We start from the raw sequence: 15,895 nt of genomic DNA, 5'->3' as shown, positions 1-15,895 counted from the left end.
AATCTGGCTATACTGTGAGGCTTCAGCGGCTGTAGCTCAGTTGGATAGAGTACTTGGCTACGAACCAAGGGGTCGTGGGTTCGAATCCTGCCAGCCGCACCAAAACAAGAAGAAATGGAAACACCTCAGAGGTTCAAGCCTCTGGGGTGTTTTTCTTTGTGGCGCCGAATCAGCGGCTGCGCGAAAAGCGTGGTGCAGCGGCTGGTTGCCAATGGCCGCTCTCGGTCTGCGTGAAGCTGCCGCGCGCCAGGGCATGCGGATGCAGCGGCGCTTCGGCCAGGGTCAGCACCGGCGCGAAGCAGACGTTGCTGCCCTCCAACTGGGCAGACCATTCATCACGCGTCTTCTCGCGCAGGCGCGAAGCCACGCGCTCGCGCAGCGCTGGCCACTGGCTGCGATCCTGTTGGGCGGCGGGATCGACGTCATCCAGCCTCAGGCGCTGCAGCAACTCGGCATAGAACTGCGGCTCCAGCGCGCCGATCGACACGAAGCGCCCGTCGGCGCATTCGAAGCAGTCGTAGAAGGGCGAGCTGTGCAGGAAGAAGTTCTGTTTGGGCTTGTCGCTCCAGCGGCCTGCGGCGCGCAGCGAATGCAGCAGGCTGGACAGCAGGCCCACGCCATCCACCATGGCCGCATCCACCACTTGGCCCCGGCCGCTGCGCTGAGCCTCCCACAGCGCGGCCATCAAGCCGAAGGCCAGGAACATCGCGCCGCCGCCCATGTCGCCGATCAGTGTGGCCGGGATGCTCGGAGCGACGCCTGCACGCGTGGCCGCGGACAGTACGCCCGTCACAGCGACGTAGTTGATGTCATGGCCGGCGGCCTGGGCCAGCGGCCCTGTCTGGCCCCAGCCCGTGAGGCGGCCGTAGACGAGGCGCGGGTGGCTGGTCTGGAAGACCTCAGGCCCGAGGCCCAGGCGCTCCATGACGCCGGGACGAAAGCCTTCGATCAGCGCATCCGCGCCTTCGATCAGCGCACGCGCCTCGGCCAGGCCGTCCGTTGTTTTCAAGTCCAGGCAGGTGCGTCGTTTGCCCCGATCCAGACCCGTGCCGGTATCCAGCACTCGGCCACCAGGGCGCTCGATGACCAGGACGTCGGCGCCATGGTCGGCCAGCAGCATGCCGGTCAGCGGGCAGGGGCCGATGCCGGCCATTTCAATGACGCGCAGGCCGGCCAGCGGGCCGGCGGAGGGAGGGGCTTGCATCGGACAATGTTGTCATGAACAAGGCCTTCACCAAGGAATCCGACACGGCCGACGATGACGATGGCGACGGCCCCTCGCTGCCGGCGCTCCCGGCTGGCACGCGCAACTACCTGACGCCGGCTGGTTATGCGCGGCTGCGTGCTGAGTTCATGGAGTTGCTGGACGTGGAGCGGCCGCGCGTCGTGGAGGTGGTGTCCTGGGCGGCAAAGAACGGCGACCGCTCGGAGAACGGCGACTACCTCTATGGCAAGAAGCGGCTGCGCGAAATCGACCGGCGGCTGCGCTTCCTGACCAAGCGGCTGGACATCGCCGAGGTCGCCGATCCGAGCGTCCATTACGGCAGCGAACAGATCTTCTTCGGCGCGACGGTGACCTATGCCAACACCAAGGGCGAGGAGAAGACGATCACGATCAAGGGCATCGACGAGTCCGACAGCCTGGCCGGCGAGGTCAGCTGGATCTCGCCCATCGCGCGCACGCTGCTGAAGGCACGCGTTGGCGACGAACTCAATCTCGTGACGCCGGTGGGCGTCGAGAAGATCGAGGTCGTCGAGGTCGTCTATCCGGCGCCGGCAGGCGGCTGATCAGGATTTCTTCGCCGGCGGTTTCAGCATCGCGTCGGCGCGAGCCTTTTCGTCCGGACTCAACCGCGCGGCGATGCTGGGCAGGGCCACGGCGGCCTGCTCGTGGCCCATGGATTTGCTGAGGCTGCACCAGGCGTAGGCGGCAGCCATGTCCTTGTCGCCGCCCTGGCCCTGCGCCAGCATGACGGCAAGGTTGAACATCGCATCCGGCTGGCGGCGCTGGGCGGCGGCCTGGAAGAACTGGCGGGCTGTGGCGAAGTTCTGCGGCACCACCTCACCGCGATAGAAGTAGGTGGCCAGCGCGTTCTGCGCGTCGGCGTTGCCCTTCAGCGCGGCGTCCTTGTAGAGCACGACCGCGCGTTCGGGCGCGGGTGCCGGCAGGCCTTCGCCGAGGTCCATCATGCGGGCGGCGGCGTAGGTGCCCTCCAGGTGGCCAGCCTTAGCGGCGGCGGCGAAGTAGGCACCGGCGCGCTGCAGGTCCAGCGGCACGCCGTCGGGCTGGCCGGGCAGTTGGTGGTGGTACAGCTGTCCCAACATGTACAGGGCGGTCACGTCACCTGCCTCGCCGGCGGCCTGCAGGTAGGCCAGCGCGGGCTTGGCGTCGGGCTTGGTGCCGATGCCGCTGAGGTGGGCCTGGGCCAGCAGCGTGCCGGCGGGCTCGAAGCCGTAGTCCAGCGCCTTGCTCCACCACTTGTAGGCCTGCACCGGGTCTCGCTTGGTGCCCTGGCCGGTGAGGTAGATGCGCGCCAGCAGCAGCGAAGCCTCGACGCGGGTGTTGATGTTGTCGGGCTTCTGGGGATCGAACTTCAGGCGGTCCGCGGCCGGGTTGTAGGACGCGTCGACCACTTCGTGCAGCCACTCGATGGCCTTGGGTGTGCTGCGCGGCGTGCCCAGGCCCATCAGGTGGATGCGGCCCAGCATCATGGCCGCTTCTTCATAGCCCAGCTTCTTCCAGCCCTCTTCAAACCTGGCGCGGGCCTCGGTGTAGTTGCCCGCTTCGTAAGCCTCGAAGGCCTGGGTGAGCGACTTGTCCTTGCGGGCGATCCAGTTGCGGCCGGCGGCGGCGCGGCGGTCGCCGGGACCGCACCCAGTGGAGGGCGCCATCAAGTCTGGCGCCGTGTCGACGGCGGGTTCCAGCGAGCTGCCAGCGCTGGCGGTCTTGGCATTGCCTTCGGGGCTGAGGTCGCTGAAGCGCTCGGCCTCGTTGGACGGGCTGTCCGACAGCTTGAAGTCACGCATATAGGCCAGCGTGACGGGGTCGTCGGCAGCCGAGTAGCTGCTCATGAAGGCGCAGGACCGCGCGTATTCGCGTGACAGCACCTTGTTCTTGGCGGCGTCGATCATGGACGGATCGACGCTCTTGTCGCGCTGGCCTGTCACCTTGACGGCGTCCAGCGTGTTGGGCGCCCCGGCAGGCGCACTGGCGGCGGCCAACTGCGCCTGGCTGGCCGGGCAGGCCAGCGCGAGGCACAGCGCCACGCCGACGAGCCCCAGGTATTCGGGCCGAGCGACGGGCCGCTCCCAAGCCGGCCCGCCATGGCGATGTGCTCGCGGCTCGATGCCGCGAGCATCGCCGTCCCCCCGGGGGACCGACCGGGCTTGCCCGCGTTCAGCGGGGCAAGACTGGGCGAGGGGTTTCATTTCAGCGCGGGCTGCGCAGCGTCATGCCCACCATGTAGCGGCGGCCGTTGTAGCCATCGCCATAGATGCTGGGAATGCCGTCGGCATAGTCTTGATAGCCGCCCGTCGTGGTCTGCGTGCGCTCCCCGGTGAGGTTGCGGACGTCCGCGAACAGCTCCAGGCCGTTCTTGAACCGATAGGAGACCTTGGCGTCAATGAAGGCGGTGCGGCTGCCGAAGATGGGGGCGCCCGGGTTGTAGCTCGTCGGTGCGCCGCGGAAGCTGGTGCCGATGGACGGGAAGTTGTTAACGCCCACGCTGGTTCCGGTGTTCGGCGTGAACACGAAATAGCGCGCGGCCACCACCTGCATCGCCACGCGGGCCTGGAAGCCGCCGTCGTCGTACCACAGCGAGGCATTCCACGAATACTTCGGCTCGTTGACGACCGGCAGGATTTCGCCGCTGATGAGGTCCAGCGTCGGCGCGCCCTGGGTCGAACGCACGCGGCTGTAATTGGCGTCCACGCCGGTGTAGCGCAGGATGGACGGCAGGAAGGTGAAGGCGGTCCTCACGCCAAGCTCCAGGCCGCGGCGGGTCGACGCCGGGGCGTTGTCCCACTGGGCGAACGAGAAGTCGATGTCCTTCAGCGGGGTGCCGGTGATCGGGTCGACCGCATTGCTGGTGGCGAACACCTTGTTGTTGTTGCGGAAGACGCCGATGGTGGGCGCTCCGATCAGGCCCTTCTGGCGGAAGACGCCGACCGACACGCTGGTGTCGCGATTGGCATACCACTCCAGCGACAGGTTCTGGTTGACGTTGGTCTGCGGCTTCAGCGCCGGGTTGCCGAGCGTGCCCGAGCAGCCCTGGTCGGGGGCGCTGTCGTCCGGATCGGCTGACTCCTCCACGATCTGGCTGTTGGAGCAGACGACGTTGGTGCCGCCCGAGGGCAGCAGCTTGGACACCGGCGGGCGGGCGATCGTCTTGCCGAGGGAGTAGCGCAGCGCGACTTTGTCGACGACGGGCCACAGCACCAGGTTCAGCGAGGGCATCACGTCGGTCGACTTGGCCTCGACCGATGCGTTCTGCGAGAAGGTGTTCGACACGAAGCCGGCGGGGGCCGTCGGGTTGTTGATATCGAAAGCGGCGGTTTTGCGCACCGAGCGGAAGGTCAGGTAGCCGGTGCCGGTCACGTCGGTCTGCACCACGCGCACGCCGAAGTTGCCTGCCAGTTCCATACCGAAGGGCAGGGCCCAGTTCGTGAACGGCACGCGGTCGATCTCGAAGTCCGTCATCAGATAGGCGGCCTTGGACTTCTCGGTGAACTTGGTCATCGGCATGTCGTAGACCTTGCCGTCGCTGGCCGTGCAGGTGCGGAAGCAGTCCAGACGCACCGGGATGCCGGCAAGCTGGAACATCTTGTCGACGTCGAGCTGGTTCCAGCCGTCGATCAGCGTCGCCGGGCGGTCCTTGGAGCCGCCGTAGAACTGGCCGGCCGGGGCCATGGTCAGCGTCTGGCGGATCAGTTCTTCGTACTGCGCCTTGGTGAACGTGTTGGTGCCCGCCACCACGTTGCCGGTGCCGTTGTTGAGCTGGTTGTTGGGGATGTAGCCGTAGGCGCAGGGCTGGCCGTTCGCGGCCACGGAGCCGGCGGTGTTCTCGCAGCCGATGACGTTCCAGCGCGTGTTGACGCCGGGCATGTACACGCCCGGCACGAAGCCGGCCGTGCCGAAGGTGCCGACCGGGTCCTTGATCGTGCCGCCAGCGCCGCTCCAGGTGGTGCCGCCGGTGTCTCGGTAGTTGAGGCCGCCCTTCAGCGAGGTCAGGAAGGGCACCTTGTCGACCAGGTTGTAGGCCAGGTCGACCTTGCCGGTCTTTTCGGTGCTCTCGGTGTCGAAGGAGCGGATGACCAGCAACTGCGTGTTGTTGGTGTACTGCGCGCGCTGGGCGGCCGTGTAGGCCGGCACGGAGACCGGGTTGGTCGCCGAGGCCGGGAAGGCGGCCAATGGCGCGGCCGGGTTCAGCGTGGAATAGAGTGGGAAGTTGAGTTGCTCGTTGTTGTTGCCATTGGGCAGCGTGAACGACCAGATGCCATTGGGCTGCAGCGCGAAGTTGCCGATGCCGTACACATAGCTGACGGAGGCGCGGCGGTCATAGCGCATCGCGGTGGACTTGGTCGAGCCGCCCATCGCCTGCACGCTGAGGCGGTCGCTCTTGTATTCGCCGCCCAGGATCAGCGTCTTCGAATCGGTGTCGATGCTGCTGAAGATGGTGTCCGTGCCAAAGGAGCCGTTGTTGGTCGAATAGCTCGTCAGGTGATGCGAGGAATCGACCGTGTAGCCTGGCAGCACGTTGGTCGTCGTGCCGAGCACCAGCGGCGCATTGTTGGCGCGGAAGGAGTACGAGTTGGGCAGCAGGGAGGCGTAGGCGCTGGATGCCGGGTTCAGTGTGCGGACGTTGGTGGTCGTGTTGTCGAGGAAGGTGGGAACAGGGGTCGCCGGGGTCGTCTGGTTGAAGGCCGTGTTGCTGCCCACGCCGAGGAAGCCGACGATGTCGTCGACATGGCGCTTGTTCAGGCTCAGCTTGCTGTAGACGGTCAGCTGGTCGTTGACCTTGAAGTCCAGCCGCACGTCGCCGCCGGTGCGCTTGTCGTCCTGGCTCTTGAAGTTGTAGCGAAAGCCCGCCGTCTGCGAGGGCGAGTAGTCATTCCACTGGTTCAGGCAGGTGATCTGCTCGTTCTGGCGCTGCGTGTAGGCGGCAGTGCGGCCAGCGGCGACCATGAGGTTGGTCTGGGCCGTCGTCAGATTGGGGAAGGTGGTGAAGCAGTCGGCCTTGGTCTGCGCTGCGGCTGACTTGGTCAACAGCTCCAGCGGCGTGGAGGCGTTGAAGTTCCCGCCGGCGATCAGCGGCGAGATCTGCATCGGCGTGTTGATGCTGTCGCCGTTGGCCGTCGCCGGGTTGAAGGTGAAGGTCTTCTCGGGCGAGCCGTCGAAGTCGCCCAGGCGCACCAGGCCCTGCTGGTTGTTGCTGCCGCCCTGCGTGACGCCATGCTGCTCGCTCTTGTAGCGCGACTTGTTCAGGTTGACGATTACCCCCAAGCGCTTGTCCAGGAACTTGTCGGCCAGCACCAGGTTGAAGTTGGGCGTGTTCTGCTTGTTCAGGTCGCTCTGCGTGACGGCGGCGCGGAACGAGTAGAAGGGCTTGTCGAAGTCCAGGCCGGTGCGGGTCGTGATGATGATGCCGCCGCCGAGCGAACCTTCCGTCATCGCGGCCGTGGAGCCCTTGATGACGTCGACGCTCTTGATGAGGTCGGAAGACAGCTCGCGGAACTCGGTGCCGCGGCCGTCGCCACCGCCCAGCAGGTCGGTGCCGGCGCCCGAACGCACGGCCATGCCGTCCATTTCGACGCGGGTCAGCTCGGGGCCGTTGCCGCGGATGGACACGTTGACGCCCTCGCCGAAGTCGCCGCGGTCCAGCGCCACGCCGGCGATGCGCGAGATGGCCTCGCCGATGTTGCGGTCAGGAAAGGCGCCAACGTCCTCGGCCACGATGGAGTCCTGGGCCGTGGCCGCGTGCTTCTTGCGGTTGATGCTGGACTGCTGCGACTGGCGCGTGCCGACCACCAGCACGGTTTCAAGTTCCTGCACCGGGGCGCCTGGCTTGCGCGCGGCCGGCTTGGCGTCTTCGGGCTTGGCGCCGTCGCCGCTTTGCTGGGCGAGGGCGGATTGCTGGGCCATCAGGGCCAGGGCCATGGAAACGGCGGTTGCCACCGCAGGCTTGCTGAACTTGTTCACGTGTCTTCTCCGCGCTCCGGTGGGGTCCCGGGCTTGTTGTGGGTCGGTCGCTGCGGGCCGGACGAGAGGGGCTTTTCACCTCCTTCCCGGGCCGCGGCGCGACCTTAAGCAGCCGCTGTAACGGGGAGAAATTCGTTTTGTCTCGTTTGCTATCTCGAAAAGAAATACCGGGCCCAGAAACACTGGTTAACCCGAGGAAGCGAATAGAAACAGTCACGGCCGTGATTGGCCGCAACGCCCTCGGCGCGTTTCCTACGGCTTGACGCGCCAGACCCGCTGCACKGGCGCGGTGCGGCGCAGCACGCGCAGCACGTCGGCCAGGTGCAGACGGTCGCGTACGGCGATGAGCAGCGTCATCTCGGCCGTTTCGCGCAATTGCGCCTCGTCGCTCATCGAGATGTGGGTGATGTCGGCCTCGGCCTGGGCCACCGCCTGGGCCACCTGGGCGAGCACGCCCTTGCCGTTGGCCATCAGCAGCGCGATGCCGGCCTCGAAGCTGCGGCCCAGCTCCTCGGCCCATTCGACCTGGATCCAGTGCTCGCTGTCGCGCTGGAAGAGGCGGCGGCCGATGGCGCATTCGCAGGTGTGCACGATAAGTCCTTCGCCGCGCCCGAGGTAGCCACGTACCTCGTCGCCGGGGATGGGGCGGCAGCAGCTGGCCAGCTGCACGGAAGCGCCCTCGTTGCCGTCGATGGTCACGCTGCCCTGGTTGGACGGTGCCTCGGCGAAGCGGCCCAGCGTCAGCGCCAGCGCATCGGGCTTTTGCCCCTGCTCGGCCATCAGGCGGGCCAGCTTCTTGGCAATGATGGTGGCGATCTTGCGGCCCGCGCCAATGTCGACGAGGAGCTGCTCGGTGTTTGCACTACCGGCCCAGCCGGCCAGTTCATGCCAGATCGGCGCAGCCGGGTCGTCCAGCTCCAGGCTGGGCAGGCCGAGGCCTTCCACGCGCATCGCCTGGGCCAGCATCTTCTCGCCCAGCTCGCGCGACTCTTCCTGCTCCAGGTCCTTCAGGTAGTGGCGGATCTTGGAGCGGGCCCGGCCGGTGCGCACGAAGCTCAGCCAGGCCGGGTTGGGGCTGGCGCCCGGGGCGGTGATGATCTCGACGATGTCGCCGCTGCGCAGCTCGGCGCGCAGCGGCACGGCCTCGCCATTGACCTGGGCCGCGACGCAATGGTCGCCGACGTCGGAGTGGATGGCGTAGGCGAAGTCCACCGGCGTCGCGCCCTTCGGTAACGCCATGATCTTGGACTTGGGCGTGAAGACGTAGATCGCGTCCGGGAAGAGGTCGATCTTGACGTGCTCGAGGAACTCGTTGGCGTCGCGCGTTTCATCCTGGATGTCGATGAGGCTTTGCAGCCAGCGCGCATTGGCCTGCTGGGCGACCAGCGCCGACGCCTGTTTGCCGCGGCTCTTGTAGATCCAGTGCGCCGCCACGCCCTGCTCGGCGATCTGGTGCATGCCCTCGGTGCGCAGCTGGAACTCCAGCGGCGTGGCCAGCGGCCCCATCAGCGTGGTGTGCAGGGACTGGTAGCCGTTGTCCTTGGGCGTGGCGATGTAGTCCTTGAAACGCCCGGCTTGCGGCTTGTAGAGCTGGTGCAGCACGCCCAGGGCCGTGTAGCACTGCAGCGGCTCCTCGGTCAGGATGCGAAAGCCGAAGATGTCACTGACCTGGGCGAAGGACAGGCCGCCCTTTTCGCGCATCTTCTTGTAGATGGAGTGGACGGTCTTCTCGCGCCCCTGCACCTCCACGCGCAGGCTGGCCTTGGCGAAGGCGGCGCGGATCTCGCCCTCGATGCGCGACACCAGGTCGCGCCGGTTGCCGCGCGCCTTGCCCACGGCCTTGCTGAGCGCCGCATAGCGCCAGGGGTGGAAATACTGGAAGGACAGGTCCTGCAGCTCGCGGAAGGTCTGGTTCAGGCCCAGGCGGTGGGCGATGGGCGCATAGATGTCGAAGGTCTCGCGCGCGATGCGGCGGGCCTTGTGCGGCGCCATCGCGCCCATGGTGCGCATGTTGTGCAGGCGGTCGGCCAGCTTGATGAGGATGACGCGCAGGTCGCGCGCCATGGCCAGCAGCATCTTGCGGAAGGACTCGGCCTGCGACTCCTCCTTGGTGGAGAACTGCAGCTTGTCCAGCTTGGTCAGGCCGTCGACCAGATCGGCCGTCGTGGCGTCGAACTTCTCGATCAGCTCGGCCTTGGAAACGCCGCAGTCTTCGACCACGTCATGCATCAGCGCCGCCATCAGCGCCTGGGCATCGAGTCGCCATTCGGCACAGATGCCGGCGACGGCGATCGGGTGGGTGATGTAGGGCTCGCCGGTGGCCCGCTTCTGGCCCAGGTGGGCCTCGTCGGCGAACTTGTAGGCCTCACGCACGCGCTTGACCTCGGCCTTGCTCAGGTAGCCGAGCTTGGGAGCGAGGGCATCAAAGGAAGCAGCTTCCGCCTGCGTGGGCGGCGCCGCCTGGCGCAATCCAGGCAGCGTGAACCAGGCGGTGAGGGAGCGTTGGGCCATATGGTCCCGAATTTAGCCGATGAAAACTGTTGGCCCCTCGTCCAGGGAATACCTGGCCGGCCCCTCGCGGGGACGGCGATGCTTGTAGCGTTGAGCCACAAGCACATCGCCATGGCGGGCCGGCTTGGGAACGGCCCGGCGCTCGGCCCAAACTCCGAAATGCAAACGGGCGCCCGAGGGCGCCCGTGTGGCAGCAGGGGACGGTGCTTAGACCGGAACCTTGCGCAGCATCTCGATGCCGACTTCGCCGGCGGCAATTTCACGCAGGGCGGTCACGCCGGGCTTGTTCTTGCTCTCGATGCGCGGGCTGTGGCCCTGGCTCAGCATGCGGGCGCGATAGGTGGCGGCCAGCACCAGCTGGAAGCGGTTCGGGATCTTGATCAGGCAGTCTTCGACGGTGATGCGGGCCATGGTGTTCCTTGGAGAAAAGCGGATCAGGGCAGATCGAGCGCCTGAAAGACGGCAGAGCGGTTGCGCCGCTGAGCCAGGTATTTTAGCCGCTGCGCGTGGACGATGGATTTGAGGTCGAAAACGGCGGTGTCGAACACCGCATTCACGACGACAAAATCGAAGTTCTGCGCCTGCGCCACCTCGAGGCGCGCATTGGCCATGCGCTTGGCGATGACCTCGGGTTCGGTGTCGCCACGGCGGTTCAGGCGTGACTGCAATTCGTCCCAGCTCGGCGGCAGGATGAAAATCAGCACGGCATAGGGGAAGAGCTGCTTGATCTGCAGCGCACCCTGGAAATCGATCTCGAGCACGACGTCGTCGCCATGCTGCATGCGCGCCTCGATGGCGGCACGTGAAGTGCCGTAGAGGTTGCCGTGGACCTCGGCCCATTCAAAGAAATCACCGCGTTCGGCCATCGCGCGGAATTCCTCGGGCGTGATGAACCAGTATTCGCGGCCATGCTGTTCCTGGCCGCGCGGCGCGCGCGAGGTGTGGGAGATGGAGACGGCCAGCTTGGCATCCAGCTCCAGCAGCGCCTTCACAAGGCTGGATTTGCCCGCGCCGCTCGGTGCGGCGACGACGAAAAGATTGCCGGGATATTCCATGGAGAAGTGGGCTTGGCGTGCCGGGCCGGCTTGGGGCTGAAGGCTAAGTGCCTGTCAGCCCTGCGGATTTCTCGCGCCGCCCGGTGGGTGATGGGTGCGAACTTTAGCTCGGACGCCGCCCGGCGCCGCCTGCACGGAGCGGCGATGGCTGCCCTATTTGGCAATGCAGGCCCGATTGCGAGTGCCCGACAACCCCGTGCGTCGTCAAGTCTTGACCTCCGGCAGCGCCACAGCGGCTTGTCCGACGCGGGCGTCGGATGGCTTTTCTTATCGTCGTGGCGTGTCCATGTGACATCACGAGGTCCCACGATGCGCCGCTTTCTTCGCCACGAGGTCCATCCTGACAACCCGCAGGCGCGCCTGCTCCAGGCGACTGCGGACAGGCTGCGCGCCGGCGCGATCGCCGCCCTGCCGACGGCGGCCGGGTATCTGATGGCCTGCCGGCTCGACGACAAGGCGGCCGCAGCCCGGTTGCTGCGCGTGGTGGACGAGCGCCAACCCGTCATGCTGTTGTGCCGCGACCTCGCCCAGGCGGCCACTTATCTGCGCATCGACGACCGCGCCTTCCGCGCGGTCAGGGATGCCGAGGCGGGTGCCGCTGCCTTCCTGCTGCGCTGCACCCACCGCGTGCCGCGCCGCCTTGCTGCGGCGGCTGGCGGCGCAGGCTTGCTGTATTTCGGCGCCCATCCGGTCTGCCAGGGCCTGTTGGGCCTGCTCGACGAAGCGCTGCTCGTCACGCCGCCGCTTTGGGGGCAAGGCGCAGAAGACCTCGACCTGCTCCCGATTGATGCCCAGGCGGTGCTGGACGTCGCCCTCGACGTCGGCTCGCTCGAACCCCAGGATCTGGCGTGGGTGGAGCTGTTCCAGCCGTCCCGGCCGAGCCTGGCGCGTTGGCCCGTTGGCGTGGCGCAGTCCGAGGTGCGGATGGCCGCCTGAATGACCTGCCCAAAACCTATTCGATGTTCTGCACCTGTTCGCGCATCTGCTCAATGGCGACTTTCATTTCGACGGAAATATTCGTCAATTCCAGCGCGGCGGATTTGGAGCCCAAAGTATTCGCTTCGCGATGTAATTCCTGAATCAGAAAATCCAGGCGTTTGCCGAGCTCGCCGCCCTTTTTCAACAGGCGGGTCAGCTCTTCGAGGTGCGCCCGCAGCCGCCCGAGTTCCTCGGCGACGTCGATGCGGATGGCAAAGGCTGCGGCCTCGTTCAGCGCGCGCTCCTGCAAAGCTTCCTGCGGCACGCTGCTGCCAGCGCCGGTGGCGGCCAGCGCCTCCTGCCAACGCTCCAGGAAGCGCTGCTGCTGGCGAGCCACGACGGCGGGCAGCAGCGGCTCGGCCTCGTCCGCCAGCACACGCAGCCGCGCGATGCGTTCGTTCAGAATGGCCACCAGCTTCTCGCCCTCGCGTTCGCGGGCCTCGGCCAGGCCCTGCACGCAGACCTGCGCGGCCTCGAGTGTCGTAGCGTCCAACTGGGCTGGTGCCGCCGCGCCGCTCTTGCACCAGTTCAAGGCCTCATGGACAGACAGCGGCGCCGCCTGCGGCAGCCAGGTGAGTACCTTGGCTTCCAGGCTGGCGAGACGGTTGAGCTGCTCGGGCTGGGGTTGCGGCCAGGCGCCATCGGCGTCGCGCTGGGTGTTGATGCGCAACTCGATCTTGCCGCGCTTGAAACGTGCCGCGATCAACTCGCGCAACTGGGGTTCAAGGCCGCGCATCTCCTCGGGCATGCGCATGGACAGGTCCAGGAACCGGCCGTTGACCGACCGCAATTCGACGCTGACCGACGCTTGCGCTGAACTGCTGCCGTCCTCGGCTTTAGGGGGTTGCGCCAGGGAATTGGCGTACCCGGTCATGCTGTAGACTGGCATTTCGCATCTCGCAAAACAGACAAAACGCGATTATGTCCAAGCCGAAGCCGGCGCCCTTGCCCGCAGGCACGGTGGTTGGGGGCTATCAGATCATCAAGCGGCTGGCGGCGGGCGGTTTCGGCGTGGTGTATCTCGCCGAGGATCCCGACCACCATCTGGTCGCATTGAAGGAATATCTGCCCTCGTCGCTGGCCGAACGTTCGCCCGGCGAACTGACCCCTCGCGTCAAGCCCGAGAAGCAACCGCTATACCGACTCGGCCTGAAGAGCTTCTTCGAAGAGGGCCGTTCGCTCGCGCAGATCTCGCACCCCAGCGTCGTCTCGGTGCTGAACTTCCTGCGCGAGAACGAAACCGTCTACATGGTCATGAACTACCTGCAGGGCGACACCCTGCAGGACTTCATCGTGACCGCGCGCGATATGAAGCGCGACAAGGTCTTCCGCGAGTCAACCATCCGCAGCCTCTTCGACGAGATCCTGCGCGGCCTGCGCATCGTCCATCAGCACAAGATGCTGCACCTGGACATCAAGCCGGCCAATATCTTCATCACCAATGACAACAAGGCCGTGCTGCTGGACTTCGGCGCCGCGCGCGAAGTGCTGAGCAAGGAAGGCAACTTCATCCGCCCGATGTACACGCCGGGCTTTGCGGCGCCCGAGATGTACCGCCGCGACGGTAGCTTGGGCCCCTGGACCGACATCTACGCCATCGGCGCGTGCATCTATGCCTGCATGCAGGGCTACCCGCCCAATGACGCGCCGCAGCGCCTGGAGAAGGACCGCCTGTCTTTAAGCCTGTCGCGCCTGCGCAATGTCTATTCCGACAACCTGCTCGAAGTGACCGAGTGGTGCATGTCGCTGGACGCACTGTCGCGCCCGCAGAGCGTGTTCGCGCTGCAGAAGGAACTCGCTCGTGAGACCGAAAGGCGCTACACCAAGCTCAGCTTCAGTGAACGCCTCAAACTCCAGCTTGAAAACCTGAAGTCCGGAGCGAAAGCCTGATGCGATTCAATGTCTTCCAGGTCAGCCGTCGCGGTGGCCGTGAGACCAACGAAGACCGCATGGGCTATTGCTTCACGCGGGAGGCGGGACTGTTCGCGCTGGCTGACGGCATGGGCGGCCACCCGGAAGGTGAAGTCGCGGCCCAGATCGCGCTGCAGACGTTGGCCGCGCTGTTCCAGCAGGACGCCCGCCCGGTCATCGAAGACCCACAGCGCTTCCTGCAGGAAACCATCGTCATTGCCCATCAGCAGCTGCTGCGCTATGCCGAGAGCAAGGGCCTGCACGACACGCCGCGCACGACGGTCGTCGCCTGCATCCTGCAGGGCAACCAGGCCTGGTGGGCGCATTGCGGCGATTCGCGCCTGTATCTCGTGCGCGCCGGCAAGCTGATTGCCCGCACCCGCGACCATTCCTATTCCGAGTTGCAGGAAGCCCTGGGCCGCGTGTCCCGCGGCGGCGAGCCTTTCAATCGCAACGTGCTCTTCACCTGCCTGGGCAGCCCCGGCAAGCCCATGGTGGACTGCCAGGGGCCGCTCATCATGGAGGCCTCGGACCGCATCCTGCTGTGCTCCGACGGCCTGTGGGGCAGCGTGGAGGACGGCGAGATCGTTCAGCACATGGCTGACCAGGCCATTACCGAAGCTGTACCCGAACTGGTCGAGCAGGCCTTGCGCCGCGGCGGTGCGCGCAGTGACAACGTCACCGTGCTGGCCGTCGAATGGGAAGGCGAGGGCGAGCCCAGCGGCGAGACCACGCAGAATCTCGGCAATTCCGGCTTTGCGTCCACCATCCAGGGCGCCCTGGACGCCGACCTTGTCGCCGGCATGGACGACGAGGAGATCGAGCGTTCGATACGCGAGATCAACGAAGTCATCCGCCAATCGGGCCGCGGCGCCAATCGCCGCTAACTCTTCTTTCCCCATGACCAAGACCTTCACGCGCAGCGCAGGCCGCGCCGCCAATCAATTGCGCCCGGTGCGCATCACCCGCGGTTTCACCGTGCATGCCGAGGGCTCGGTGCTGATCGAGTTCGGTGGCACCCGCGTGCTGTGCACGGCCTCGGTCGAGGAGCGCGTACCGCCGCACAAGCGCGGCTCGGGTGAAGGCTGGGTGACGGCCGAGTACGGCATGCTGCCGCGCGCCACCCACACCCGCGGCGACCGCGAGGCCGCCCGCGGCAAGCAGAGCGGCCGCACGCAGGAGATCCAGCGACTCATCGGCCGCTCACTGCGCGCGGTGTTTGACCTGAGCGCCCTCGGCGAGCGCACGATCACGCTGGACTGCGACGTGCTGCAGGCCGACGGCGGCACGCGCACGGCGGCCATCACCGGCGCCTTCGTCGCGGCCCAGGACGCCGTCAACAGGCTGCTGGCCGACAGCAAGCTGTCGCGCTCGCCGATCAAGGACACGGTGGCCGCCATCTCGGTCGGCATCGTCGACGGCGTGCCGCTGCTGGACCTTGAATACATCGAGGACGTGGCCTGCGACACCGACATGAACGTCGTCATGACGGGCTCGGGTGGCTTTGTCGAGCTGCAGGGCACGGCCGAGGGCGTGGTGTTCACGCGTGACGAGATGAATGCGCTGCTCGACCTGGCCGACAAGGGCATCCGCGAGCTGATCGAGGTCCAACAAGCCGCGCTGAAGTGAAGCTGGTTCTTGCCTCCAACAACGCGAAGAAGCTCGTCGAGCTGCAGGCGTTGTTCGCGCCGCTCGGTATCGAACTGGTGAACCAGGGCAGCCTGGGCATCCCGGAGGCCGAGGAGCCCTTTGAAACCTTTGCCGAGAACGCGCTGACCAAAGCCCGCCACGCCGCCAAGCTCAGCGGCCTGCCAGCGCTGGCCGACGATTCAGGCTTGAGCGTTGACGCTCTCGGCGGCGCGCCCGGCGTGCGTTCGGCACGTTACGCGCTGGATGCCGGCGGCGAGAAAAGCGACGCAGCCAACAATGAACGGTTGCTGCGCGAGATGGCCGGCATCGAGGATCGCCGGGCGCGCTTTGTCTGCGCCCTGGTGGCGGTGCGCAGCGCCGACGACCCCGAGCCACTGATCGCCATGGGCCGCTGGAGCGGCGAGATCCTGAAGGCGCCGAGCGGCGAGGGCGGCTTTGGCTACGACCCGCTGATGCACATCCCCGAGCTCGGCCAGACCGTGGCCAGCCTGGGCGCTGCGGTCAAGAACCAGCACAGCCATCGGGCGCTGGCTGCTGTTCATCTGATCCAGCAATTCCGCGAGGTCTGGCGGCTTGGCTGAGATCGTCCATC

13 protein-coding genes and 1 tRNA gene are annotated in these 15,895 nt (G+C 66.5%); 7 read left to right on the top strand and 7 right to left on the bottom strand.

Annotated elements, in window-relative coordinates; translation table 11 throughout:
- The first annotated feature begins 25 nt into the window (after positions 1-25).
- Positions 26-102: transfer RNA gene (locus tag ACXJLH_RS18800), tRNA-Arg, on the top strand.
- A 67-nt stretch (positions 103-169) separates the two neighbouring features.
- On the opposite strand, the gene ACXJLH_RS18795 is transcribed toward ACXJLH_RS18800, so the two are convergent.
- Positions 170-1,204 carry a CaiB/BaiF CoA transferase family protein gene (locus tag ACXJLH_RS18795; RefSeq protein ID WP_457445705.1) on the bottom strand — a complete coding sequence of 345 codons (1,035 nt, stop codon included), beginning with the start codon at positions 1,202-1,204 and terminating at the stop codon, positions 170-172.
- A 14-nt stretch (positions 1,205-1,218) separates the two neighbouring features.
- Between ACXJLH_RS18795 and greB the strand changes: the two genes are divergently transcribed.
- A complete protein-coding gene (greB, locus tag ACXJLH_RS18790) occupies positions 1,219-1,788 on the top strand; it encodes a transcription elongation factor GreB (protein ID WP_457445704.1) in 570 nt (189 codons plus the stop codon).
- On the opposite strand, the gene ACXJLH_RS18785 is transcribed toward greB, so the two are convergent.
- The 5 genes from ACXJLH_RS18785 to gmk form a co-directional block, all read right to left on the bottom strand.
- Entirely contained in the window at positions 1,789-3,267 is a 1,479-nt protein-coding gene (locus ACXJLH_RS18785; protein WP_457445703.1) for a tetratricopeptide repeat protein, read from the bottom strand.
- A gap of 163 nt (positions 3,268-3,430) precedes the next feature.
- Entirely contained in the window at positions 3,431-7,198 is a 3,768-nt protein-coding gene (locus tag ACXJLH_RS18780; RefSeq protein ID WP_457445702.1) for a TonB-dependent receptor, read from the bottom strand.
- A gap of 252 nt (positions 7,199-7,450) precedes the next feature.
- Positions 7,451-9,709, bottom strand: a complete 2,259-nt coding sequence (locus ACXJLH_RS18775) for a RelA/SpoT family protein (RefSeq protein WP_457445701.1) — start codon at positions 9,707-9,709, stop codon at positions 7,451-7,453.
- A 207-nt stretch (positions 9,710-9,916) separates the two neighbouring features.
- A complete protein-coding gene (gene rpoZ / locus ACXJLH_RS18770) occupies positions 9,917-10,120 on the bottom strand; it encodes a DNA-directed RNA polymerase subunit omega (protein WP_056195325.1) in 204 nt (67 codons plus the stop codon).
- Positions 10,121-10,143: 23 nt separating this feature from the next.
- The gene (gene gmk / locus ACXJLH_RS18765; RefSeq protein ID WP_056195329.1) at positions 10,144-10,764 is read right to left on the bottom strand and encodes a guanylate kinase; all 621 of its coding nucleotides are present in this window, start codon (positions 10,762-10,764) and stop codon (positions 10,144-10,146) included.
- Between the two features lie 309 nt (positions 10,765-11,073).
- Between gmk and ACXJLH_RS18760 the strand changes: the two genes are divergently transcribed.
- On the top strand, positions 11,074-11,700 hold the full coding sequence (locus tag ACXJLH_RS18760) for a Sua5/YciO/YrdC/YwlC family protein (RefSeq protein WP_056195332.1): 627 nt from the start codon (positions 11,074-11,076) through the stop codon (positions 11,698-11,700).
- Between the two features lie 16 nt (positions 11,701-11,716).
- Here ACXJLH_RS18760 and ACXJLH_RS18755 read toward each other — a convergent pair whose 3' ends face one another.
- On the bottom strand, positions 11,717-12,631 hold the full coding sequence (locus tag ACXJLH_RS18755) for a YicC/YloC family endoribonuclease (protein ID WP_457445700.1): 915 nt from the start codon (positions 12,629-12,631) through the stop codon (positions 11,717-11,719).
- A gap of 32 nt (positions 12,632-12,663) precedes the next feature.
- On the opposite strand from ACXJLH_RS18755, the gene ACXJLH_RS18750 reads away from it, so the two are divergent.
- The 4 genes from ACXJLH_RS18750 to rdgB are packed head-to-tail and all read left to right on the top strand — an operon-like array spanning position 12,664 to position 15,884.
- Positions 12,664-13,632 carry a serine/threonine protein kinase gene (locus ACXJLH_RS18750; protein WP_056195338.1) on the top strand — a complete coding sequence of 323 codons (969 nt, stop codon included), beginning with the start codon at positions 12,664-12,666 and terminating at the stop codon, positions 13,630-13,632.
- Positions 13,632-14,540 (top strand): PP2C family protein-serine/threonine phosphatase, encoded by a 909-nt coding sequence (locus ACXJLH_RS18745; protein ID WP_056195341.1) that lies wholly within the window; start codon positions 13,632-13,634, stop codon positions 14,538-14,540. The genes ACXJLH_RS18750 and ACXJLH_RS18745 overlap by 1 nt, the downstream gene beginning before the upstream one ends.
- 13 nt (positions 14,541-14,553) lie before the next feature.
- Positions 14,554-15,282, top strand: coding sequence for a ribonuclease PH (rph, locus tag ACXJLH_RS18740; RefSeq protein ID WP_457445699.1), 729 nt, complete (start codon positions 14,554-14,556; stop codon positions 15,280-15,282).
- Complete coding sequence (rdgB, locus tag ACXJLH_RS18735; protein ID WP_457324706.1) at positions 15,279-15,884, top strand: RdgB/HAM1 family non-canonical purine NTP pyrophosphatase; 606 nt, start codon at positions 15,279-15,281, stop codon at positions 15,882-15,884. Before rph ends, rdgB begins: the two co-directional genes overlap by 4 nt.
- The last annotated feature ends 11 nt before the right edge of the window (positions 15,885-15,895 follow it).

The sequence above is a fragment of the Roseateles sp. P5_E4 genome (assembly GCF_054049255.1).
This window is presented reverse-complemented; position numbering and strand designations above follow the sequence as displayed.

Excerpts from the sequence above, each read along its gene's own strand:
- gmk (WP_056195329.1), bottom strand. The coding sequence starts at position 10,764 with ATGGAATATCCCGGCAATCTTTTCGTCGTCGCCGCACCGAGCGGCGCG.
- ACXJLH_RS18760 (WP_056195332.1), top strand. The coding sequence starts at position 11,074 with ATGCGCCGCTTTCTTCGCCACGAGGTCCATCCTGACAACCCGCAGGCG.
- ACXJLH_RS18795 (WP_457445705.1), bottom strand. The coding sequence starts at position 1,204 with ATGCAAGCCCCTCCCTCCGCCGGCCCGCTGGCCGGCCTGCGCGTCATT.
- rpoZ (WP_056195325.1), bottom strand. The coding sequence starts at position 10,120 with ATGGCCCGCATCACCGTCGAAGACTGCCTGATCAAGATCCCGAACCGC.
- ACXJLH_RS18750 (WP_056195338.1), top strand. The coding sequence starts at position 12,664 with ATGTCCAAGCCGAAGCCGGCGCCCTTGCCCGCAGGCACGGTGGTTGGG.
- ACXJLH_RS18755 (WP_457445700.1), bottom strand. The coding sequence starts at position 12,631 with ATGCCAGTCTACAGCATGACCGGGTACGCCAATTCCCTGGCGCAACCC.
- ACXJLH_RS18745 (WP_056195341.1), top strand. The coding sequence starts at position 13,632 with ATGCGATTCAATGTCTTCCAGGTCAGCCGTCGCGGTGGCCGTGAGACC.
- rph (WP_457445699.1), top strand. The coding sequence starts at position 14,554 with ATGACCAAGACCTTCACGCGCAGCGCAGGCCGCGCCGCCAATCAATTG.
- greB (WP_457445704.1), top strand. The coding sequence starts at position 1,219 with ATGAACAAGGCCTTCACCAAGGAATCCGACACGGCCGACGATGACGAT.